Annotated in this window: 22 protein-coding genes; 13 read left to right on the top strand and 9 right to left on the bottom strand. The window is 32.8% G+C overall.

Features of this window, described 5'->3' with window-relative positions; all coding sequences use genetic code 11:
* Positions 1 to 103: 103 nt before the first annotated feature.
* Entirely contained in the window at positions 104 to 1,180 is a 1,077-nt protein-coding gene (locus tag HMPREF3131_RS01270; protein ID WP_070436367.1) for a M42 family metallopeptidase, read from the bottom strand.
* A 164-nt stretch (positions 1,181 to 1,344) separates the two neighbouring features.
* Here HMPREF3131_RS01270 and HMPREF3131_RS01265 point away from each other — a divergent pair, with 164 nt between their 5' ends.
* A complete protein-coding gene (locus HMPREF3131_RS01265) occupies positions 1,345 to 1,803 on the top strand; it encodes a DUF1307 domain-containing protein (protein ID WP_029376762.1) in 459 nt (152 codons plus the stop codon).
* A gap of 53 nt (positions 1,804 to 1,856) precedes the next feature.
* On the opposite strand, the gene HMPREF3131_RS01260 is transcribed toward HMPREF3131_RS01265, so the two are convergent.
* Positions 1,857 to 3,437, bottom strand: a complete 1,581-nt coding sequence (locus HMPREF3131_RS01260) for an FMN-binding glutamate synthase family protein (RefSeq protein WP_070436366.1) — start codon at positions 3,435 to 3,437, stop codon at positions 1,857 to 1,859.
* A 183-nt stretch (positions 3,438 to 3,620) separates the two neighbouring features.
* Between HMPREF3131_RS01260 and lnsB the strand changes: the two genes are divergently transcribed.
* The 5 genes from lnsB to HMPREF3131_RS01235 all read left to right on the top strand — a co-directional run bounded on the left by lnsB (position 3,621) and on the right by HMPREF3131_RS01235 (position 8,103).
* Positions 3,621 to 4,403, top strand: coding sequence for a CPBP family lipoprotein N-acylation protein LnsB (gene lnsB / locus HMPREF3131_RS01255; RefSeq protein WP_049382412.1), 783 nt, complete (start codon positions 3,621 to 3,623; stop codon positions 4,401 to 4,403).
* Between the two features lie 22 nt (positions 4,404 to 4,425).
* The gene (locus HMPREF3131_RS01250) at positions 4,426 to 5,235 is read left to right on the top strand and encodes a CPBP family intramembrane glutamic endopeptidase (RefSeq protein ID WP_048762199.1); all 810 of its coding nucleotides are present in this window, start codon (positions 4,426 to 4,428) and stop codon (positions 5,233 to 5,235) included.
* Positions 5,236 to 5,364: 129 nt separating this feature from the next.
* Positions 5,365 to 6,027, top strand: a complete 663-nt coding sequence (locus HMPREF3131_RS01245; protein WP_049382411.1) for an ABC transporter ATP-binding protein — start codon at positions 5,365 to 5,367, stop codon at positions 6,025 to 6,027.
* Entirely contained in the window at positions 6,020 to 6,796 is a 777-nt protein-coding gene (fetB, locus tag HMPREF3131_RS01240; RefSeq protein WP_019835004.1) for an ABC transporter permease, read from the top strand. The genes HMPREF3131_RS01245 and fetB overlap by 8 nt, the downstream gene beginning before the upstream one ends.
* 131 nt (positions 6,797 to 6,927) lie before the next feature.
* Entirely contained in the window at positions 6,928 to 8,103 is a 1,176-nt protein-coding gene (locus HMPREF3131_RS01235; RefSeq protein ID WP_070436365.1) for an MFS transporter, read from the top strand.
* Between the two features lie 48 nt (positions 8,104 to 8,151).
* Here HMPREF3131_RS01235 and HMPREF3131_RS01230 read toward each other — a convergent pair whose 3' ends face one another.
* The 3 genes from HMPREF3131_RS01230 to HMPREF3131_RS01220 all read right to left on the bottom strand — a co-directional run bounded on the left by HMPREF3131_RS01230 (position 8,152) and on the right by HMPREF3131_RS01220 (position 12,604).
* Positions 8,152 to 9,501, bottom strand: coding sequence for a carboxylesterase family protein (locus HMPREF3131_RS01230; RefSeq protein WP_070436364.1), 1,350 nt, complete (start codon positions 9,499 to 9,501; stop codon positions 8,152 to 8,154).
* Positions 9,502 to 9,602: 101 nt separating this feature from the next.
* Positions 9,603 to 11,246: an APC family permease gene (locus tag HMPREF3131_RS01225; protein WP_049379308.1), complete on the bottom strand. Its 1,644-nt coding sequence runs from the start codon at positions 11,244 to 11,246 to the stop codon at positions 9,603 to 9,605.
* A gap of 302 nt (positions 11,247 to 11,548) precedes the next feature.
* A complete protein-coding gene (locus HMPREF3131_RS01220) occupies positions 11,549 to 12,604 on the bottom strand; it encodes a 2,3-butanediol dehydrogenase (RefSeq protein ID WP_002448606.1) in 1,056 nt (351 codons plus the stop codon).
* Positions 12,605 to 13,051: 447 nt separating this feature from the next.
* Between HMPREF3131_RS01220 and HMPREF3131_RS01215 the strand changes: the two genes are divergently transcribed.
* From HMPREF3131_RS01215 to HMPREF3131_RS01200, 4 genes are read left to right on the top strand one after another with little or no spacing between them, the layout of a single operon-like run.
* Positions 13,052 to 14,350 (top strand): betaine/proline/choline family ABC transporter ATP-binding protein, encoded by a 1,299-nt coding sequence (locus HMPREF3131_RS01215; RefSeq protein WP_070436363.1) that lies wholly within the window; start codon positions 13,052 to 13,054, stop codon positions 14,348 to 14,350.
* A complete protein-coding gene (locus HMPREF3131_RS01210) occupies positions 14,350 to 14,985 on the top strand; it encodes an ABC transporter permease (RefSeq protein WP_017174996.1) in 636 nt (211 codons plus the stop codon). The genes HMPREF3131_RS01215 and HMPREF3131_RS01210 overlap by 1 nt, the downstream gene beginning before the upstream one ends.
* Before the next feature lie 24 nt (positions 14,986 to 15,009).
* Positions 15,010 to 15,948: an osmoprotectant ABC transporter substrate-binding protein gene (locus HMPREF3131_RS01205; protein WP_048762189.1), complete on the top strand. Its 939-nt coding sequence runs from the start codon at positions 15,010 to 15,012 to the stop codon at positions 15,946 to 15,948.
* Positions 15,949 to 15,950: 2 nt separating this feature from the next.
* Positions 15,951 to 16,628, top strand: coding sequence for an ABC transporter permease (locus HMPREF3131_RS01200; RefSeq protein WP_070436362.1), 678 nt, complete (start codon positions 15,951 to 15,953; stop codon positions 16,626 to 16,628).
* Between the two features lie 63 nt (positions 16,629 to 16,691).
* Here HMPREF3131_RS01200 and lrgB read toward each other — a convergent pair whose 3' ends face one another.
* From lrgB to HMPREF3131_RS01180, 4 genes are all read right to left on the bottom strand, one after another.
* Complete coding sequence (lrgB, locus tag HMPREF3131_RS01195; protein WP_002448343.1) at positions 16,692 to 17,393, bottom strand: antiholin-like protein LrgB; 702 nt, start codon at positions 17,391 to 17,393, stop codon at positions 16,692 to 16,694.
* On the bottom strand, positions 17,393 to 17,848 hold the full coding sequence (gene lrgA, locus HMPREF3131_RS01190; protein WP_017174993.1) for an antiholin-like murein hydrolase modulator LrgA: 456 nt from the start codon (positions 17,846 to 17,848) through the stop codon (positions 17,393 to 17,395). The genes lrgB and lrgA overlap by 1 nt, the downstream gene beginning before the upstream one ends.
* Before the next feature lie 235 nt (positions 17,849 to 18,083).
* Complete coding sequence (locus tag HMPREF3131_RS01185) at positions 18,084 to 18,854, bottom strand: response regulator transcription factor LytR (RefSeq protein WP_017174992.1); 771 nt, start codon at positions 18,852 to 18,854, stop codon at positions 18,084 to 18,086.
* Positions 18,855 to 20,609 (bottom strand): sensor histidine kinase, encoded by a 1,755-nt coding sequence (locus tag HMPREF3131_RS01180; protein ID WP_054105857.1) that lies wholly within the window; start codon positions 20,607 to 20,609, stop codon positions 18,855 to 18,857. It abuts the gene before it with no gap.
* A 264-nt stretch (positions 20,610 to 20,873) separates the two neighbouring features.
* On the opposite strand from HMPREF3131_RS01180, the gene HMPREF3131_RS01175 reads away from it, so the two are divergent.
* The 3 genes from HMPREF3131_RS01175 (at position 20,874) to HMPREF3131_RS01165 (ending at position 24,037) form a co-directional block, all read left to right on the top strand.
* Positions 20,874 to 22,274: an MFS transporter gene (locus HMPREF3131_RS01175; RefSeq protein ID WP_049379311.1), complete on the top strand. Its 1,401-nt coding sequence runs from the start codon at positions 20,874 to 20,876 to the stop codon at positions 22,272 to 22,274.
* Between the two features lie 256 nt (positions 22,275 to 22,530).
* Positions 22,531 to 23,463 (top strand): 2-dehydropantoate 2-reductase, encoded by a 933-nt coding sequence (locus HMPREF3131_RS01170; RefSeq protein WP_017174989.1) that lies wholly within the window; start codon positions 22,531 to 22,533, stop codon positions 23,461 to 23,463.
* 100 nt (positions 23,464 to 23,563) lie between these two features.
* A complete protein-coding gene (locus HMPREF3131_RS01165) occupies positions 23,564 to 24,037 on the top strand; it encodes a DUF1440 domain-containing protein (protein WP_017174988.1) in 474 nt (157 codons plus the stop codon).
* The last annotated feature ends 32 nt before the right edge of the window (positions 24,038 to 24,069 follow it).

Below are 24,069 nucleotides of genomic sequence, written 5' to 3'. Positions count from 1 at the left end.
AACCCCTAGTCTAGGGCAATAGACTAGGGGTTCGTATCGTTATGACGTTAATACTCGTTAATGTGATATTAACATAAGTAGATGTAACATTTCAATATTCAAATTACCAGTTGATTTGATTATACGTTTGATCATTTAAAGAACGTACAATTTCAGTGATTAATCGTACTGAATTTTCATAATCATCTGTATGGAGAACAGATACATTTGAGTGCATATAGCGTAATGCCACACCAATAGCAATTGTTGGAATACCATCGTTAGCAACATGGATACTACCAGCATCTGTACCACCGCGTGGTGTGGTATCCCATTGAACCGTAATATAATGTTTTTTTGCCACTTCTTTAATATGTTGACGTAAGCCTTGATGTGCCACATTTGAAGCATCCATTAAAATAATTACTGGGCCGTCACCAATGGCTGTATCACTACCATATTGTGCCATTCCAGGTGTATCATATGCGACCGCAACGTCGACTGCGATAGCTAAATCGGGGTTGATTTTATTTGCTGCGACTTTAGCGCCACGTAAACCAACTTCTTCTTGTACAGTGCCACCTGCATATAAATTAATACCGATCGATTCATCTTTAAGATTGTTAAGTACGTCAATAGCAAGTGCACAACCGTATCGATTATCAAATGCTTTGGCAGTTAAATATTTACCATTTGCAAGTTGTTCAAACTCACTATAAGGTGTAATCATATTTCCAATTTCAATACCGTATTGTTCAGCATCTGCTTTACTTCTAACACCAATATCAATAAACATATCTTTGATATCGATAGACTTTTTACGTGCTTCTGGTTCAAGTACATGTGGAGGTTTAGAACCAATAATACCTCGTATTTCTTTACCATCGTCAGTCGTGATGGTTACTTTTTGAGATAACATCACTTGGCTCCACCAACCGCCAATAGGTTGGAATTTAATAAATCCATTATTATCAATTTTAGTGACGATGAATCCAATTTCATCTAAATGACCAGCTAACATTAATGATTTAGATCCCGTTTTACTTTCCTTTTTACCGAAGATACCACCCAAACCATCTTCGATAATCTCATCACTAATAGGTGTTAAATAGTCTCGCATTTTTTCTTTAACTTGGTACTCATAACCAGCGATACCATTAACATCTGTTAATGTTTTGAGTAATTCGATAGATTCTTTCATACATTGAGTCCTCCTAAAAAATTCGTTAAGTGTATTGTAGCATGGATAAAATGAATTTTATGAACAATAGTTTATCATATCTATGCAAATTAAATGTATCCCATTCATAGTTGGTAAGTGATATAATTTGTTTAAAATTAAAGATGGGGAAGTAGATGAGCATAATGAAAAAAGTCTTAACATTATTTGTGTTGTCAGTGTTAAGTGTTTGTATATTAGGGGCTTGTAGTCAATCACGTTCAAAAACATACGAAGGTGATATTGATGGTAAGCATGTTCTTACAACATTAACTTATAAAAAAAATAAAGTGATTAAACAATCAACTGTCAGTACTTTAAAATATGATGATCTGGGAATGTCTAAACAAGAAGGTGAAAAATCTTTTAAAGACTATCGTCCATTAAAAGGGGAAAAGGGCGTAACATATACGCTAAGTAGTAGGCATCAAAAAATAGTTGAAAACATAGATATTGATTATAACAAAGCAAACTTAAAAGATGTTAGTCGTTACTTTGCATTAGCACATTATTCTAAAAACTATAAAAAAGTGACAATGGATGGTACGGTCAAAGAACTTAAAAAAATTGGATTCAAGAAAAAAAGCAATATGAATGAAGAATAATAAAAAAGTGAGACAACCTTTCGATGATATAGATTGTCTCACTTTTTTGTTGACTATTGAATAAGTTTTAATTTATAACTTGCGATATCTTCAATATATCCATTTTTTCTTTTAATCACAATATGATCTTCTGTAATTTCATTTGGACTTTTAACACCTACTGCAGCTGCAACATTAAATAATCCCTCATGTAAACTAGTCACATAGTTTGTGACACGATATTGCTTTTCTTCAACAATTAAAGCTTTTTCTTTTTTAGGATCAGTTGTTGCGACGCCAACTGGGCAAGTATTTAAATGACATTGTTGGCTCATAATGCAACCAATACTGATCATCATACCTCTTGCAATATTACATAAATCAGCACCAAGTCCAAGTGCAATGGCTATTTTATCTGGTGTAATAAGTTTTCCAGATGCGAATATCTTCATATATTTGCGTGCATCATAACGTTCTAAAACACCAGTAACGATTGGAAGGGCAGTAAAAAGTGGGAGGCCAACACCATCTTGTAATTCTTGGAATGTTGCCCCTGTTCCACCTTCACCACCATCAACAGTAATAAAGTTTGGATAAATATCTAGGTTAATCATTTCTTGAACAAGGGCCTCAATTTCATCAACTCTGCTTACCACAATTTTAAATCCCACAGGTTTCTGACCGAGTTTTTGCAACTTAGCTACAAATTCTAATAACTCTTTCGGATTATTAATGAAATCGAAGCGGTTAGGTGAATTGATTGTCTTATAGGGTTCGATATTACGAATTTTAGCAATTTCTTCTGTAACTTTATTGCCCTCCATATGACCACCACGTGTCTTAGCACCTTGTGCAAGCTTAATTTCAAATGCTTTAACTTCTTTATGGTTTGCCACATTTAAGAAAGCTTCTTCGCTAAAATCACCGTCTTTATTTCTTACGCCGAATAAACCTGGTCCAATTTGATAAATGATATCGCAGCCACCTTTAAGATGATATTCAGATAATCCACCTTCCCCTGTATTCATCCATGTGCCAGCACGTGCAAGTCCTTGAGATAATGCAGTAATCGCGCGACTACCTAATGAGCCATAACTCATACCAGATTGGCCTACTAAACGTTTGACTTTAAAGGGATGTGCTAATTCTTCACCTATAACAACTGCATGATCATCTGATAAATAATAAGGATCAATGTTTTTGTTCTCACGATGCTCTTCACGCTTAAACAATCGTTCATTATCGATTGAATAAATAAACGTTGAAATCATTGAATGGTTATCAATTTGAAGTTCTGACTTTTGTAATGGAAACATAGCGTTTCGAATATAAAAACCTTCTTCATAATTTTTTTCTGTACCAAAACTAGTCATTCTTGAATGATATTTACCTGCTAAAACGATATCAGTATATTGATTTCTTGAAAATGGTTTTCCTTCGGTATCATTTGCAAATAAATATTGACGTAATTCTGGTCCTATTTTTTCTGAAAAGTAACGTACTCTTCCTAATACAGGAAAGTTACGTAACACACTATGTTGTTCTTGTCTTTTATCTTTGAATAAAAGAAATAATCCAACAATTAATATAGAAAGTAACACCATAATAATAAGAATATTAACTATAAATTGCATGACAGTAAGTAAAGTTGTCATGCCCATCCCCCCTCAATTCTCTTTATATTGTAAATCTTACATCAAAAAATTTTATTTACAAATATAAATAAATAGATTTAATATTTATCTTTGAATATCAAATAATGGAAAAGTTAGAATCTCTTATGACAATAATGTGTTTAAATGATAAAGTACTATATACGTAGATCGTTGAGGTGATATATGAAACAAGAAAAAGATGTGATCACACAAGTGGTATCAAAAAATCGATGGGGTAATCCTGAAATAATAAAAAAAGATTTTCTACTCATTCCTTTGTTTATCTTTTTCCAAATTTTAACGCCTATTATTATTGTTTTTGGTGTATTAGGTGTGACGGCTATGGTTACCCAACAACCACCGCCATCTTATTTATATAATGTGATGCTAAGTTTAAGTTTTGTGATTGCTCAATGTATTGTGTTAGGATTATTTTTCACATTACATAAGTTTTATATTGCGAGTGTTGTACGACGACAATATCGTATTGCGATTCATCAGTATTTGAAATTGATTATAATCACCGTAATCGTTAGTGTGATGTTATATTATGGTTTTAATGCATTGGCACACATGTTACCGCATCCTTTTGGCTATGTAGACACACAAGCACAACGTCGTTTAGAAGGATTGTTTATTCATCCAAGTGCACTGATATTCACTTTTATTTCAGTAGTATTATTACGACCCTTAATTGATGAGTTACTATTTCGTCATCTATTGATTCATGAATTAGGCAAAAAATTTAATCTTTTAGTAATGATGATTGTTAGTGTTTTAATAGAAACCATTGTCCAAATATATGATTTAATTTCAATATTGGAAGCCATGCCTTACATGATTATTTCAATAGGTGCAGTGATTGTATATATGAAAAGTGGGAAAAATTTAGCAGCGTCCTATCTTTATCATAGTACTGTACAACTCATCATATTTATTATTACAATGATTGATAAGCTTGTTTAAATAGAAAGAATAGGAGAGTTATATGACTTCGGAACATAATGATACATACTACCAAACCTCAGAGCAACGACCGATAAGAAATGAATTTGATTCAAAACGTATTGTTAAACGTGATTTTTGGCTAATACCTACATATTTAGTCATGAATATAGTTTTTCCGTTGATTCTTACATTTATTGTGATGGGAATAATTTCAGGCATCACAGGTGGTCATATATCGGAAAGTAAGTTTACAAAATATTATTTAGGATATGCCCAAGTCTTTACGTTAATTGGTCAATGTCTTGTATTAGTAGTCTTTTATTTAATGCATCGCAAAACCATTATTCCTATTGCCATCTCACGATTCAAAGCTTTAAAAAAACATATTCCACTCATTATCATTGTGATGGTGGCCCTTTATTTGTTGCAAGGCGCATATGGTTATTTAATGGAATTTTTACCGAAACAATATCAGTTTGATGATACAGAAAATAACAAAATGATTATTAAAATGTTTGAAATCAATTGGCTTTGGCCTGTTTTATTTTTAGATATTGTAATTATTACACCTTTTGTAGAAGAATTATTATTTAGACATTTGTTAATTCATGAGTTAGGTAAAAAATTAACGTATGGTGTGATGTATGTCGTGTCAGTGCTCGGATTTGCAGGATTACATATGACAAGTGCATCCTCACCATTTGAAGTTGGCCCTTATTTAATTATGGCTACAGGATTTGTTGTGGCATATCACTTAAGTGGTCGAAATTTAGCGATGACAATTACCCTTCATATGATAAATAACTTTGTTTCTTTTATAGCGATTATTATGAGTATCATTTGGGGTTAAGAGTAAGAGGTAGAGTCATTGAAATTCAAAAAATAGTAACATTGAATTTCATTACTTTGCCTCTTTTTTTGTTATGATAAAAAAGAATATATCATCCCATTAAAAAGTAAAGATAAGGAGGAAACGCTTGTGTTATTAGAAGTAAAACATCTGACCTACAAAGCAGATCAACGAACGATACTCAATAATATTAATTTTAAATTAGATCAAGGTGAAACCGTTGCAGTAGTTGGTCCTTCTGGAAGCGGAAAAAGTACATTCTTAAAGCAACTCAACAATTTAATTAGTCCGACTGAAGGAGAATTATTATTTAAAGGAAAACCATATGATGAGTATCGTCCTGAAGAATTACGTTCTAAAATTAGTTACATGATGCAACAAAGTGAATTATTTGGAACGACAGTAGGCGACAATATGGCTTTCCCAGCATTAACGCATCATGATCAATTTGATGAAGATAAAGCGAATGATTTACTTAATAAAGTCGGCTTATCAAATTATAGTCTAGATTCAAAAATAGAACATATGTCTGGCGGAGAACGTCAACGTATTGCTATTGCACGCCAGTTAATGTATCAACCAGAAATATTACTTCTAGATGAATCAACGAGTGCACTTGATACGCAAAATAAAGAAAAAATTGAAGATATTATCTTTAAATTAGCAGATGAAGGCGTCGCTATATTATGGATTACGCATAGTAATGATCAAAGTATGAGAAATTTCCAAAGAAGGATTACTATTAAAGATGGTCAGATTACAAATGAGGAGGTGTTAAATCATAATGAGTAATACAGCGCTTTGTTTAACAGCATTATTATTATTAATTCCTATTATTATTTCATATAAAGAAGGCTTACATATTATCAAAGATTTAGTCGTCGCTTCGATTAGAGCGGTGGTTCAATTATTAATTTTAGGATTGATATTAGAATATATTTTTAAAATTGATCAAGTATGGATATTATTGATTGCAGTATTAGTCATTATTATTAACGCTTCTTGGAATACCATTAATCGTGCATCGCCTGTTATGCATCATGTGTTTTGGATTTCTTTTGTTTCTATATTTATATCAACAGCAATTCCATTAGCATGTGCAGTGCTTGCTGGTGCCATCGATTTTAAAGCAAATGATGTCATTCCTATCGGCGGTATGCTTGCAAATAATGGTTTAATTGCCATTAATTTGGCATATCAAAATTTAGATCGTGCGTTCGTTCGAGATGTAGACGATATTGAATCTAAGTTAACATTAGCAGCAACGCCAAAGCTTGCGTCTAAAGGGGCGATTCGTGAAAGTATTCGTTTAGCGATTGTTCCAACAATTGATTCTGTAAAAACATATGGGTTAGTGTCTATTCCGGGTATGATGACAGGATTAATTATTGGAGGTATGGCACCATTACAAGCCATCAAATTCCAATTACTTGTTGTGTTTATTCATACTACTGCAACGATTATGTCTGCATTGATTGCAACGTATTTAAGTTATGGTCAATTCTTTAATGCACGTCATCAACTCGTAGCACGTACAACTAATATAAAAGACAATAACTAAATCTCAATGACATATTTTTTCGCACAAAAGTTTAAGAAATTATTATATAATGAAACAGTTACGAATGATAAAGGTTACCATTGCGTAACTGTTTTTTTATGCCAAAATATAGAAAGAAAGGAGTTCTATGCATGTCTGTCATGCGAGTGGCAACCTTCATTATTAGTGTGTTTATCGTCGGTATGGTTGAGATGATGGTTGCAGGAATTATGAATTTAATGAGTGAAGACCTCGGTGTCTCTGAAGCGATTATTGGTCAGCTTGTGACTTTATATGCATTAACCTTCGCTATTTGTGGACCCATACTTGTTAAGCTTACGAATCGCTTTGCAGTACGACCGGTCTTAATATGGACACTCGTTGCATTTATCATTGGAAATGCAATGATTGCGATGGCGCCTAACTTTACTATCTTAGTGATTGGACGTATCTTATCTTCAGCAGCCGCTTCACTCATTATCGTTAAAGTTTTAGCTTTAACAGCGATGTTAACGATACCTAAAAATAGAGGGAAAATGATTGGTGTCGTTTATACTGGATTTAGTGGGGCTAACGTATTTGGCGTCCCAATCGGTACGATGATTGGGGATGCAATAGGTTGGAGATTTACGTTCTTATTTATTATTATTGTGAGTGTGATAGCCGGTGTACTGATGATGGTATATTTACCATCAACATCAGAATTAAATCAAGTTCAACGTCAATGGGGTTCAACTTCAAATAAACAGCTAAATACATCTAAAATTTTAAGACCAGCAGAGGTAGTCAAATATTTAGCGATTACTTTTTTAATTTTAGTAGCAAATTCTGTGACATTTGTTTATATTAATCCTCTTATTTTGAATCATGGTCATCAAATGGGATTTGTATCATTGGCGTTATTAGTGAATGGGATTGCAGGAGTGATTGGTACGTCGTTAGGTGGCATATTAGCAGATAAACTTAGCAGTAAACGTTGGCTAATTATTGCCTTTTCTATTTTTATAGTTATGATGTTGATAATGAATCTTATTTTGCATACTGTTACCATATTATTAATAGGATTGTTTATATGGAATATTGTACAGTGGAGTACCAATCCAGCAATTCAAAGTGGTATGATTGAACACGTTGAAGGTGATACTAGTCAAGTGATGAGTTGGAATATGTCGAGTCTGAATGCGGGAATAGGATTTGGAGGCATTATTGGAGGACTCGTTGTTTCAAATATCTCTGTTCAAGCAGTCACGATTGTGAGCGCAATAGTTGGAACTATGGGTCTTATTATTGTCATAAGTTTAAAAAATATGTCTTATATAAAAAATTAAGTAGGAAGTGGAACAGAATTCATTTTGAATTCATCGTTCCGCTTCTTTTTATTTATATATATAACAATAAGGTGTTTGAGGAGAATAAGATGACCACGGCATAGTGTGGTATGTTGCAAAATAGATTAAATCATCTATCATATGTTTACTGAGATGACGTTCATGTTCTAATGAGTTCACACCATGCGCTTTTAAAATCTCTAATTTTCCAAACCAAAACACTAAATCTAAAATATGATAAGCAGATTGAAACGGTGATACATTAGAAAGGCACCAGTCAAAACGTAATTTCCAACAATGGGGATTGTTTTCAAGTTGATTTAAAAATGAAATCGCAGGTGTTTCAAAATAATGCGTTGTCACCATACGGGCTTGGTCTTTACCAGTTTGAACTTGAGAAATGTGAAGGTGTATATCATTTAATTTCATAACTTCTACAAAGCGTTCAGATGATAGTTTTCTAGATTCATTACGAATATAGATATTGCCTTCCTCTTTCGTAGTACCTATAACAACTGGTTTAGTAAATTGAGAAAGGGGACGAGACATGTTTGACTCTTGAATAGGTGCATAAATCAATTCAAGACCTTTTGATTTCCCACGTGATGCTTCATCATAAGCCATTAATGATAATATATCTAAAGTTGTTAAGTGAGTCATTCTTTTTTTAGGAAAATAGGTATCTTTCAGATAGGCAAAATGGGCTGCTTTCTTTTGTCCTAATAAATGAGAATCAAGACGTAGCGTTCCGCTTAATAACATCACTTGATGATAGTATTTGTCTAATTCTGGTCGTTGCATTAATGCCATAATACTCATACTACCAGCAGACTGTCCCATTAATGTTATATTGTTTGAATCTCCACCGAAATATTTAATAAACGTATGTACCCATTTGAGTGCATTAATTTGATCAGACAAACCATTGTTTTTATTATAATCGCTATTGAAGTAAGACCAGTCTAAAAACCCTAAAGCACCTAAACGATAATTAAATGTAATTACAATGACATCATGTCGAGCAACGATATGTTCAGGTGTATAAAGTTCCTGAGAACCATGTCCGTTCACAAAGCCACCACCATAAAAATAGATAATGACAGGCTTATTGTTATATTGATTGTTTTGACACCAAATATTTAAATATAAGCAATCTTCACTTTGGTTAAATAATTGAGCATGTGATGAGAAGAAGGTTTCGAGTTTGTTGTGTGGTTGTGGTGGTATAGATTTAAACGATGTTGCCTCAATGGTCTTATCCCAAGTTTTTAAGCATTTCGAGTGTTTAAATCGATGTTCATTGATAGGTTGATTAGCATAAGGAATCCCGAGAAAGTAATTAATTTTCTTTTTAGTATAGCCTTTAATATCTCCGGCATGTGTTTTAATTAAAGTCAATAGTATCATCTCCATACTTATCTTATGTCTAATATAACATTAAAAAAAACGTCTGAAACAAGTTGAGACTATTCTCTAACTTATTTCAGACGTTTGAATGATTATTCGTTACCTTTAGCAGCTGCTTCAGCTTCTTCTGGTGAGCCGTCTTTCATTTTTTTATTGATTTTCTTAGCACGTTTGAAGTAAATACTATTGAAGTGACTTGAAGAACCAATTTTATAAAAAATGAGTGACAACACAATAATAGCAATAAAGTCATATGGGTAGTGAATCCAGTTCATACCTTTAAATTCCTTACTACCTACAAATGACATAGCAGCTAATAAAATAAGATAGACAATAATCCATAAGCTACCGCCAATTTGTTTTTTAGTATTTTTCCAATTCATTTTATATTCATAGAAGAAGTAAATTGGTAAACCTAAAATAATAATTAAAATAACTTCTGCTGTAGTAGGCCACATTGCCCAATAAATGGCCAGTGATGCTAATACGAATGATAAAGGTGCCATGATTTTTAATAATTTACCACGGAAGGGACGATGCAATTTAGGTCCCATTTTACGTAACGAAATAACTGTAGTAGGGCCTGTAAGATAGGCTACTAATGTTGCAGTCGAAATAACAGCTGCAAGTACGCCCCAATCACGGAATAACGTTACCATGATCATACTCATGACAGCATTAAATGCAATCGCAACACGTGGAATATTATATTTTGAATTAATTTTTCCTAAGAATTTAGGAATATGACCATTTTTTTCCATAGCGCTTAATACGCGACCAGTAATGGCTACAAATGATACACCAGTACCAAATGGAGATACTACGGCTTCAATATAAAGTAAAATGGCTAACCAATTAATACTTAATAAAATTGCCATGTCTGCAAATGGTGAATTAAAGTTAATACCGTGCCAACCATGTGAATGAATCATTGATTGTGGCATTGAAGTGATAAATGTACTTTGTAAGATAATATATAAAATTGCACTTAATATTAGTGAAATGCCGATACCACGTGCAATGTTTTTCTCAGGATTTTTAATTTCTGAGCCCATATTAATGATCGTTTGGAATGCATTAAATGAGAAGATAATACCTGATGTTGTTGTTGCTGCAAAGATAGGAGCACTACCATATGGCATAAATGTATTCAAGGAATGACCATAGTTTCCTGAATCAAACCCTGAGATCGTTAACATAATAATTGTTAGGAGTGGCACCCCTAATTTAAATACAGAAATTAAACTTGTAAATGAGGTTAATAATTTTACAGACCAATAATTTAATAATGAAAAGACAATGATGATAATGTAAACAACAAATAAACCAACTGTACTTATAGAACCATTATGCATCAATGCCTGAGTTGGCTTAGCCCAGTCCCAAGGCCAAGAGCTGATATATTGGACTGCAGATACTGCTTCAATTGGAATAATCGTTACGAGTGAGACCCAATTTGCCCATGCAGCAATGAAGCCAAGTAATGAACCATGTGTATATTGAGCATAGTTACTCATGCCACCAGATTGTGGAAACATTGTTCCTATTTCAATATAGTTATAAGAAATCGTTCCAATAACTATGAAGCCTATGACCCATGAGATAATGGCTGCTGGTCCAGCAACTGAAGATGCTTCCCAAGCTCCAAAGAGCCAACCAGAACCAATTAACGAACCTAAACCGAGTAACACGAGTTGCGTCAAGCTAATTTTATTATCGTTTTTATTCTTTCCCATAAATACTCCTTTTAATTTATTTTATTTTTTATAAAAAAAACACGATATAATTATACGCTTATCATTTAATTAGTCAAACTAAATATTTAATAGATTTCAAAATATTATTAAAAGGAGTTTATTAAATTTTTTCTATAATATAATGATGATAATGTTATGAAAAAGTATGTAGTGAAACCGATGTAGAAAGGGAATAAATGATAAATAAAAATAGAGATAACAGGCATAGAATCGTATGATTTGAAATAATACAAAAAACCCTGTAAAGCAGTTTTCCTGCTTTACAGGGTTAAAACATTTAATTAATATTTTTGGTCACCATTTAATTTCACTAGGATTTTAGCTTGTGATTTATCATTCACTAATTGATTGAATCCTGATTCAACGATGTCAGCTAATTCAATTTTATCTGTTACAACGCTCTTAACATCTAAGCTGCCATTTGCGATTAAATCAATTGTTTGTTGGAATGTTGTTGGTGTATAAGCAATAGTAGACGTTAATTTAACACCAGAGTTTGTCAATAACATTGGATCAAAGTTAACTTCGTGTGCAAAGATTGAAACAATGACAACACTACCTCTTGGGCGTGTTACTTTTACAGATTGTGCTAATGTTACGCCAACACCAGCTACTTCAAAGGTTACATCTACACCGTTTTCAGTATGTTCGTTTACGAATTCTAGTGGATCAGTATGACCAGAGTTTACAACGTGAGTTGCGCCCACTTCTTTAGCTTTAGCTAAACGTTCTTCTGATAAATCAAATACAAAGATTTTACTAGCACCAGCTGCTTTAGCTGCAACGACTGTTAATAAACCAATTGGACCTGCACCAAAGATAGCCACTGTATCACCAAATAATAAGTTACCTTCTTTAACAGCTTGCACTGCTACTGCTGTTGGTTCAACTAATGCACCTTCTTGAGCAGACACATTTTCAGGTAAGTGATACACATTGTCTTCAGGTGCATTAGTAAATTCAGCGAAACCACCATCTGAACCCAATCCGATGAATGTATACCCATCATATAAATCTAAATTTTCTTCTTTTTCACGTGCAGAAACAGTTGGGTTTACAACGACACGGTCACCTTTTTTATATTTTGTAACGTCTTTCCCCACTTCTTCAACGATACCTGAGAATTCATGTCCTAAAGTTACAGGTGCTTTTTGACCTAAGAATGGATCAGGTTTGTCAGTTGAAATAAATACTGGACCTTCTAAATATTCGTGTAAGTCAGTACCACAAATACCAGCCCAAGATACTTTAACTTTTACTTCGTTATCTTTTAATTCTTTTGGTTCACGATCTTCAACGCGAACATCTTTTTGACCATACCATACTGCTGCTTTCATGATATATAACATCCCTTTCATAATAAAAAACACTTTGTAATTATAGATTAATACTAGGAACTCAGAAATTCAAATATATATAAATGAATTGTTAAACACTTTAGAAAAATTTGACAATTTTTCGAACTTTAATTGTAGACAATATAAAAAAGTTGGAATGTACTATTTACAAAGAATAGTTGTATATAAGTAATGTTAAATTTAAAAACTTAAAAAAATAATTAGGTAAAAAAATTAATTATTACATATAAATAATGTTTCAAAAAATTATAAAGGGTATATAAGTATAGGTGGTGGAATTTTAACGATTTCTATTAAAATGCAATTTTTTAAAACTTTATTACGCAATGGCCATATGGTTCTTGATTGAGACAATCAAAAATAGAATACTTTGGCTTTTTTGTATTTAAAATTTTCCATCATTAATACGATAGAAGGGGACATCCTATGACGCTTAGTATAAAGAACCTTACTAAAATTTATTCTGGAAATAAGAAAGCAGTCGATAATATTTCTTTAAATATTGAAGCTGGAGAATTTGTTGCATTTATTGGAACAAGTGGTAGTGGTAAAACAACAGCATTAAGAATGATTAATCGCATGATTGAACCTACAGAGGGTTCAATTGAAATGAATGGTAAAGATGTACGTAACATGAATCCAGTAGAATTACGTCGTAGTATTGGATACGTGATTCAACAAATTGGATTAATGCCACATATGACTATCAGAGAAAATATTGTGCTCGTTCCAAAACTTTTAAAATGGTCTAAAGAAAAGAAAGATGCTAAAGCAAAAGAGTTGATTAAATTAGTCGATTTACCTGAGGATTACTTAGATCGTTATCCGTCTGAACTGTCGGGTGGACAACAACAACGTATTGGTGTAGTTAGAGCGCTTGCAGCAGAACAAGACATTATTTTGATGGACGAACCGTTCGGTGCATTAGATCCTATAACTAGAGATACGTTACAAGATTTAGTTAAAGATTTACAAAAAAAGTTAGGAAAAACGTTTATTTTTGTAACTCATGATATGGATGAAGCGATTAAGCTAGCAGACAAAATTTGTATTATGTCGAAAGGCCAGATCGTTCAATATGATACACCGGACAATGTTTTAAGATATCCAGCAAATGATTTTGTTAGAGAATTTATTGGACAAAATAGACTGATTCAAGATCGACCAAACATGAGAACGGTTGAAGATGCAATGATCAAACCAATTACTATTCAGGCTGACGATTCTCTTAATGATGCAGTCAATATTATGAGAACCCATCGTATAGACACTATTTTTGTAGTGAATAATAAACATCGTCTTTTAGGGTTTTTAGATATTGAAGATATAAATCAAGGATTACGTCAAGGTAAAGAATTAATTGATACGATGCAACGAGATGTTTATCAAGTACATATCGATTCAAAACTACAAGATTCAGTACGAACTATTTTAAAGCGTAATGTACGTAATGTGCCTGTAGTAGATGATCATGATACATTAATTGGACTGATTACACGAGCAAACTTAGTAGATATTGTGTATGACTCCATTTGGGGTGAAGAGAATGAAACGAGTCACTCTTCTAAAACCTATTCAAATGAAGTTGAGCGAGAGAATGAACGTCAAAATGAAACACAACAACGTTTAACAACACAAGGTACACAACGTTATCATGAAGATATTATGAACGGAACAGATAGAGAACATACCCATAATACGGATGATACGGGAGTGGATCGTTAATGAGAGACTTTTTTGCACAATACGGAGAAGAACTCGTATCGAAAACGATAGAACATTTCTATATTTCTATTATTTCGTTACTTATTGCTATTGTCGTAGCTGTACCACTTGGTATTTTATTATCAAAAACAAAACGTACGGCGAATGTTGTATTGACTATTGCAGGTGTACTTCAAACGGTACCAACACTTGCCATTTTAGCGCTTATGATTCCAATTTTTGGTGTAGGTAAGACACCAGCAATTGTAGCTTTATTTATCTATGTATTATTACCTATCTTAAATAATACAGTATTAGGAGTTCAAAATATTGATAAAAACATTATTGAAGCTGGAACAAGTATGGGGATGACAAAACTTCAATTAATGAAAGATGTGGAATTACCCCTTGCCTTACCATTAATTATTAGTGGTATACGTCTTGCAAGTGTATATGTCATTAGCTGGGCTACACTTGCGAGTTATATTGGTGCAGGTGGTCTAGGTGATTTAGTATTTAATGGCTTAACTCTCTATGAACCACCAATGATTATTAGTGCTACAATTTTAGTGACTTGTTTAGCACTAATTGTGGATTTCTTATTATCTTTAGTTGAAAAATGGGCTGTACCTAAAGGTCTTAAAGTATCTAGATAGTTTAAAAGGGAGGAATGAACAGCTATGAAAAATATTAAATATATATTTATCGTTCTTACATTGTCTCTCGTAGTATTATCTGGATGCGGCTTACCCGGTTTAGGTGACAGTAATTCGAAAGACAGTGTGAAAATTACAGCGACTGAAAGTAGTGAAACCAAAATAGTAGCAAATATTGAGAAATTAATGATTGAACATTATACAAATGGAGATATCAAACCAATCATTATTGGAAATTTAGGTTCAAGTATTGTTCAACATAATGCACTTATGCGTGGAGATGCTAATATGTCAGCGGTGCGTTTTACAGGAACAGAGTTAACCAGTGTACTCGATGCACCCCCAACTAGAGATGCGAATAAAGCCATGGATGAGTCACAGCGATTATTTAAAAAGAAATATGATCAAAAATATTATCATTCACTTGGCTTTGAAAACACGTATGCGTTTATGGTAACAAAAGAAACTGCTGATAAATATCACTTAGAAAAAGTATCAGACTTAGAAAAATATAAAGATCAGTTACGCTTGGGTATGGATACGCAATGGATGAATCGTGCCGGAGATGGATACCCAGCTTTCCAAAAAGAGTATGGCTTTAAGTTCAAAAGTGCACGTCCAATGCAAATTGGTTTAGTGTATGATGCACTTAAAAACAAAAAATTAGATATTGCCGTTGGTTACTCCACAGACGGACGTATTGCGGCATATAATTTGAAAATCTTAAAAGATGACCGTAACTTTTTCCCTCCATATGATGGCAGTCCATTAGCCACAGAAGAATTAATTAAAGACCATCCAGAGATTGATAAAGCTTTAACAAAATTAGAAAATACAATAAGTACAAAAGAAATGCAAAAACTGAATTATGAAGCAGATGGAAAAGGAAAAGAACCAGCCGTCATTGCAGAAGAATTTATTAAAAAACATAACTATTTTGAAGATAAGAAAGGTGGTCAATAACAGTGAAAGGGAATTTGTTAAGTTCGCTTTATGAATATTACACTTTGAATTTTGGCTATCTGATGGAACTCTTTTTTAAACATTTATTAATGTCTATATATGGAGTATTGTTTGCATGTATTATTGGCATTCCAATTGGTATTTTAATTGCACGTTATTCAAAAATAGCATGGCCAGTGATTACTATTGCTAATGTTATTCAAACCGTGCCAGCCATTGCAATGCTTGCTATACTGATGTTGGCGTTAGGGCTCGGTCCATCAACGGTTGTATTTGCAGTATTTTTATATTCCTTGCTACCGATCATAAAAAACACCTACACAGGTATTACAGAAGTTGACTACAATATTAAAGACGCAGGTAAAGGTATGGGAATGACCAATAACCAAGTTATGCGTATGATTGAGCTTCCACTATCGCTATCTGTAATCATCGGTGGTATTCGTATTGCACTTGTTGTAGCAATAGGAATTGTTGCTATTGGTTCATTTATTGGTGCACCGACGCTAGGAGACATTATTATTCGTGGAACGAATTCTACTGATGGTACAGTCTTTATTCTTGCAGGTGCGATTCCAATTGCATTAATTGCGATTTTAATTGATATTGGTCTACGTTTATTAGAGAAAAAATTAGATCCCACACATCGTTCTAGTAAACAAGTACAAAGTTTAAGATAAATTAAAAGCGTTGCTTAGACGATGACTAAGTTGTTACTTAGTTCGTCAGCAACGCTTTTTTTATTAGAATAATAGTGAAGCAAGTGGTGGTACGATTACAACAATAATCACACCTACAATTACTACTGCAATACTTCCCATTGATTCTTCTGTTTCTCCTAGTTCTTTAGCAGCGGCAACACCAAGTGTGTGTCCACTTGTACCAAGAGCTAAACCACGTGCAATTGGATTTGAAATTTTAAACATTTTTACAATTTTTCCACCTAATGCTGAAATAACGACAGCGTTAAGGATAACTGCTAATGATGTTAATTCTTTTACACCACCGATACCGTCAGATACTGGTAAGGCAATCGCAGTTGTTGCAGCTTGAGGTAACATAGACGCACTAATTTGATCACCTAAGTGGAATAATGTTGCAACTAAATAGATTAAGATTAAAGCTACTAGTGTACCCACAGCAATACCACCAAAAATTTGTAACCAATATTTTCTAAGTACTTGACGTTTTTTATAAAGTGGAATCGCGAAACTAATTGTTGCAGCTTCTAAGAAGAAGTTGATAATATCTCCACCAATTTTATAGTTATCATAACTAATACCTGTTACTTTTAAAAAGACAATTCCTGCCACCATCGCTACAAATAAAGGTGCCAGTAGGAAAAAGCCATTTGTTTTTTTATAGAAATATTGTGCAATAATATATGGAATTAATGAGACTAAAATACCAAAATAAGGTGTTGTAATACCTAAGTGATCAGCCATTAGTTTTCCTCCTTAAGTCGTGTTTTTTCATTTTGTTCTTCAGTAGGGAATAATGTTTTTGTTACAAATAATTGTGATACATAGCCCACACTGACTAATAATAATAATGTTGAAATAATAATTAATAGAATAATTAAAATTGGATGTTGACTTAAAAGTGGTAACGAATTAATAACTGATACACCGGCTGGTACGAATAAGAAGCCGATATTATTTGTTAGAGCGGTTCCCACACCCTCTACTTGACGTAATTTTACGACTCCTGAACTTAATAAAATAAATAATAATACGAGTCCGATTACCGATGCAGGCATTGGAAACGGAATAAATGATTCAATAATTTTTGAAACAAATAATACAGCAACAATAGTTAATACTTGGATAAAGAAATTGTAAGTTTTACCTGCTTTCTTATTTCCTTGAGTATTAGCGGTAGTTGAATTGTTTTTCGCCATATTGATACTCTCCCTCTTTTTCTTTTCTCTTGATGTTAGTATAAAATGAAACCGCTTTCTTGAGTTATATTTAGAAGTGAGTTACGAAAATTAATAGGTGAGTTGCAGTATTTTCCAGTTGAAAATCAGAAAGTGTTTATAGAACAATAAATGAACTGTGATGTCATTAAAAAAGCTTTTAATCTAACACTTGATCATATGAAGTGTTAGGTTAAAAGCTAACTTAGAATATATATTAAGCAAGACCAATTTCTTGTTTAAATGATTTCATAAATGAACGACTAACTTGAAATTTAACATTCGTTGTCATTGTCACTTGATACGTATAATTAAACCAGTGTTCGACACTTTCGATATACTGCTTGTTAATAATCGTAGCTCTATGAATTTTTATAAACAACTGCTTAGGTAATTTCTTCTCATAATAATTGAGCGGTTCTGTCGTTTCATATGTTTTTTTTAAAGTCGTAATAGTCGAAATTCCATTGTTCACAGAAATCGCAACAATATCGTCTAAATTGATGACATAAATACGCTCATCCACTTCGATAGGAAGTACACTTTGATGATTAGTATAAGAAGAAGTATTCGTTTGTGATTGTGGAGAGTGGATAGGGTCTGACAATGTTTGAATCTGTTGTTTAGCGTTTAATAATCGTTTTACTTTTTGAACTGCTTGTTCAATTCGTTCTAATTCAAAAGGTTTTAATATATAATCAACTGCATCTAATTCAAATGCTTTGACTGCAAACGTATCATGTGCCGTAGCAAAAATGATATAAGGGGGTTGTTTCATTTTTCGAATTTTATGAGCTAAATCAATCCCATTTTCATCCATTAAATTAATATCTAAAAACACTAAATCATAGGTGTGACAGAGCAGTTTTTCTAAAGTGTCTTCAATATTTTCAGCTTCATCGATTATTTCGAAATCAGATATTTCATTTAATAAGTAATGTAATTCATTACGTGCTAATGGCTCATCGTCAACAATAAGTGTCCTCATTTAACGTTCCTCCTTGATTAAATGATATGGAATCTTACAGGATACTGTTGTTCCGTAATTAGATGTATCAAAGTGTAATTTTGCATTAGAACCATATAAACCAGTGAGACGGCGATTTAAATTTTCTAGTGCACTACCAGTTCCAGTTTCTGAAGCCACACTGATTTGTCCAAGTGAGGGTAATTTTTCAGGCGCTATACCATGTCCATTATCACTAACTGATAGTTTTAATGAGGCTTCTTTGTATTGAACGTCTACACAAACAATGTTATCTTTTCGTCGATGTTTGAATGCGTGTTTAATTGCATTTTCCACCAAAATTTGAATGATGAATGGTGGAATTAATACTTGTTTATAGGCATCATCAATATGATATTTAATTGTAAATCGATCTGGAAAACGTGCTTGTTCTAATGATAAATATGCTTTGACTTGTTGTAATTCTTTTTCTAAAGTAATCGTGCTATTACGCGCACCTTGTAAGTTTGATCTGAAAAATTGACTCAATTGCAAAAGTAACTTGCGTGCTTTTTCACTGTCAATACGTACAAGTGCTGAAATGGTGTTAATCGCATTAAAGAAAAAGTGTGGATTAACTTGAGCTTGTAGAGACTTAATTTCAGCATCTCGTAATAATTTACTTTGCGTTTCGGCCAGTCCCAGTTCTAATTGACTTGAAAAAATATCTGCTAAACCCCGAGCAAGTTGTTTAGTTGATGTCGTAATATGGTTATAGTCTGTAAAATAAAATTTTAAAGTACCTGCGACGTTTCCATTCGTCATTAAGGGCACAACGATAGCTTCTCGAAGCGGACAATTCGGATTATTACATCCAATGTCCTCTTTTGAATTGGCTTCTTTTAATTGGCCTGTACGTATGACTTCTTTAGATAAATTAGTAATGATTTCTTTTTTAGCGACATGATGATCACTACCCGCGCCTACGTGTGTTAAAATATCGGTTTTATTGGTAATTGCCACAGCAGATACTTTCATTAGCCTCAGTATAATTTCAGCTACAGGACGAGCAGATTTTTCATTTAATCCTGAACGAAAATAAGGTAGTGTTTTGTTTGCTAATTCAAGGACGTCATGAGTTTGAATTGCACGTGTTTGCTCTTCTTGTTTTAAAGTAGACAGAATAATAGATAAAAATAACGCAGTTCCAATACTATTAATTAATATCATCGGTAAAGCAATAAATTTTACCAATGCCCAAGCATTAGAAACATCGTCAGCAAAAATTAAAATACAAGCCATCTGAATACTTTCGTTTATTAATCCAATCATGGCACCTATTAAAACAGTTGGATAGCGATTATGTCTCATGGTGCGATATCCATAAAATCCAGAAATTAATGCAATGATGACTGATGAAAATAGGTAAATATAAGCATTTGCGCCACCAATGAGGATTCGTGATAAGCCCGAGATAATACCAACGATAATCGCTACAAAAGGACCACCAATTAAACCAGACATTCCAATCGTTAATACCCGTGTATTCGCAAGTGACGTTTCATTATTTAGATGATAGTAAATATTACTAGAAATAATTTTGTCATGCTCAATTTCAATTCCAGTAAAGTTAGAAATAATTGCGAATAATGAAAATAAGATGGTGAGTTCTATTTGAGCACGTAATTTTTCACGTGCACTCATAATCGTCTTGAAGTGATTAATATTCATTAAAATGTAAGCAATAATAATAATTAAGCCTACACGTTCAAGTAATAAAATAAATAAATTAAACATTTTTGCACCTATTAAGTATATTAATAAAATTCAAAATTTTTACTACACTTTTTATTATAGTATGGAAAATTTAAAGTTGATAGTTTAAAATGTTTACTTATAAATACTTAGCACTTAATTTATATTAAATGATAATTTATTTTGGAAAATAATATTTAAAAAGAAAAAAAGATTTTTATATCCCATTATAGTAAGCTATGATAAAATTTTAATGTAGTTTAAAATTATATAGTTTTTGGGCAAAGTAGGAGGAATTTTTTTATAATGGAGTCTTCAAAAGAATTTAAGGGAGATAATCGGTTACTCGTTGGAATTATTATTAGTGTATTAACATTTTGGTTGTTTGCGCAATCGTTACTTAATATTGTGCCAACACTACAATCATCATTTAATACCGATTTGGGTACTATTAATATTGCAGTGAGCTTATCTGCCTTATTTTCTGGTTTGTTTATTGTAGGTGCTGGAGATGTTGCTGATAAATTTGGTCGCGTCAAAATGACTTATTTGGGACTAGGCTTAAATATCATTGGTTCATTATTATTGATTATTACACCAGTTCCATGGTTATTACTGATTGGACGTGCTTTGCAAGGTTTATCAGGTGCATTCATTATGCCATCAACTCTTGCGATAATTAATGAATATTACATGGGAAAAGAAAGACAACGTGCATTAAGTTTTTGGTCTATTGGCTCATGGGGCGGAAGTGGAATATGTTCATTGTTTGGTGGATTTATCGCTTCAACAATAGGATGGCAATGGATTTTTATTATTTCTATTGCTTTGTCAATACTTTCATTTTTCTTAATTAAACACACGCCAGAAACAAAAAATGAACCAGATACGGATACAGACAATAGCGGTTCAAAATTTGATTTTATAGGTTTGATTTTATTAGTTATTACATTATTAAGTGTCAATGTGATGGTAACACAAGCTTCTGATCGTGGATTATTATCACCTGTCATTCTATCGTTATTTGGAATATTTTTAATTGCTGGTATATTCTTTGTTCTTCGTGAATTTAAAACTGAGAACCCACTTGTTGATTTTAGTTTATTTAAGAATAAAGGATATAGTGGTGCTACACTTTCAAACTTCATGCTAAATGGAGTAGCAGGTGGTACGCTTATCGTAGTAAATACATATTACCAAAGTCATTTAGGTTTCACTTCATTACAAGCAGGTTTAATCTCTATCACTTATTTAGTAGCAGTGCTTGTAATGATTCGTGTAGGTGAAAAACTATTACAAAAATTAGGTGCTAAAAAGCCATTGCTTATAGGTAGTGGATTTACATTTTTAGGGTTACTACTTTTATCACTAACCTTCTTACCTAATTTGTTTTATATTATTTCAAGTATTATTGGTTACCTACTATTTGGTATTGGGCTTGGTATGTATGCCACACCATCTACAGATACAGCAGTTGATCAAGCGCCAGATGATAAAGTGGGTGTTGCCTCTGGATTGTATAAAATGGCTTCATCACTAGGAAATGCATTTGGTGTAGCTTTATCAAGTACGATTTATGGTGTTTGTGCAGCGAAAATGAATTTAGAACTTGGTGGTTTAGCGGGCGTACTCTTTAATGCCATCATCGTTTTAACTGCTTTCTTTGTCATTTTCTTCTTAATTCCAAATAAAGCTAAACGTGCTTAATTAAAACTGGATATTAATAAAATTTAAATCTGAGGTGCGAATAGAGTACCTCAGATTTTTTATATTGAATAAAAGAATAAATGTAAACATAATAATGAGTCCTTATACAGGGGGATAATGACTTCTACGTCAATTATTGAAAAATAAAAAAAGTTCTAAATTTATCAAATTATTTAGAATATTCTGTTTATATTATTGACGATACTTTATTAAAGTAGTATTTTAAAAATAATATTAAAAGAAGGAGTCGAATATTATGAAAATAGCAATTGCTGGTTCAGGAGCGTTGGGAAGTGGTTTCGGTGCAATGTTATATCGCCAAGGTAATGATGTGACACTCATTGATGGTTGGGAGCCACAAGCAACAGCTGTAAAACATGAAGGTTTACATATTGATATAAATGGAGAAGACTATCATTTAAATATTCCTATGTATCAAGATACAAAAATACCAAGTGATCTTCAATTTGATATTGTATTTTTATTTACAAAAGCTATGCAACTTGAGAGCATGCTAACACATATCCAGCCACATATTCATGATACAACAATTATGGTTTGTACAATGAATGGTCTAAAACATGAAGAACGTATTGTAAATTATGTAGATAAATCACGTATTGTTCGTGGTGTAACTACGTGGACGGCCGGCTTAGAATCACCTGGACATACTCATTTAATGGGTAGTGGTCCAGTAGAGATAGGTTCTCTTGTGCCAGAGGGACAGAATAATGTTGAAGTGATATATAATCTATTAGAACAAGCGAAGCTCAATCCACATAAAAGTGAAGACTTGCAACAATCTATTTGGAAGAAGATTTGTGTAAATGGGACAGCAAATGCGCTATGTACAATTTTAGAATGTCGTTTATCAACATTAAATGAAAGTGAATATGCAAGAAAACTTGTATATGACATTACTAAAGAGATAGTAGAAGTTGCTACTGTTGATGGTGTACATTTAAATGCAGATGAAGTCTATCATTATCTTATCGATTTAAATGATAAAGTAGGTCCACATTTCCCATCAATGTATCAAGATTTGATTAATAATAATCGACGTACTGAAATTGATTATATTAACGGAGCAGTGGCTCGCTTAGGTTCAGAACATCATATCGATGCGCCAATTAATCAATTTGTAGCGAATATGGTACATGCCAAAGAAGAGCAACGTCAAGCTAAGTAAATAGAATGCAAAAGTGAGTTAAAAGTGATTAACTCACTTTTTAATTTGTAATCATTAAGGGTAAATATAATATATAGTGAGATAAGGAGTTGTGAAATTAATGAAACAATCAACGAAAAGAGTTATCATGACGGGCGTTATTGGCGGATTATTAAGTGGTGCAGTTAAAATGGGATGGGAAGCACTCATCCCTCCTAGAACGCCACAACGTGAAGAAGAACCACCACCAATGACATTACTGCATAAATTGAATTTACCTGACAATGTTAAACATGCTACGTACCGTTATAACGAGAACGATATACCTATAACTGTCATGGGTATTCATTATGGCTTTTCAATTGCAAATGCTATGGTATATGGATTACTTGCTGAAAAGTGTCCAAAAGTGGCGACATTAAGAGGTACATTCTTCGGTATTTTGATTCATATTGCTTTTCATGAATATATACTGCCTAAATTAAATCTAACACCACAAGTTAAAGATTTACCTAAAGAAGAACGCATTTCAGAATTATTAGGTCATATTGTTTGGATGAATACGATTGATTTAATACGAAATAGTCATCGATAAATAAAAAGAGGCTGGGACATAATTCCTAACAA

Origin of the sequence: Staphylococcus sp. HMSC14C01 (assembly GCF_001808085.1) — a bacterium.
In the GTDB taxonomy this organism is placed as follows: Bacteria; Bacillota; Bacilli; order Staphylococcales; family Staphylococcaceae; genus Staphylococcus; species Staphylococcus hominis.
Note: the sequence above shows the minus strand (reverse complement) of the source record. Positions and strands in the feature narration are given on the sequence as shown.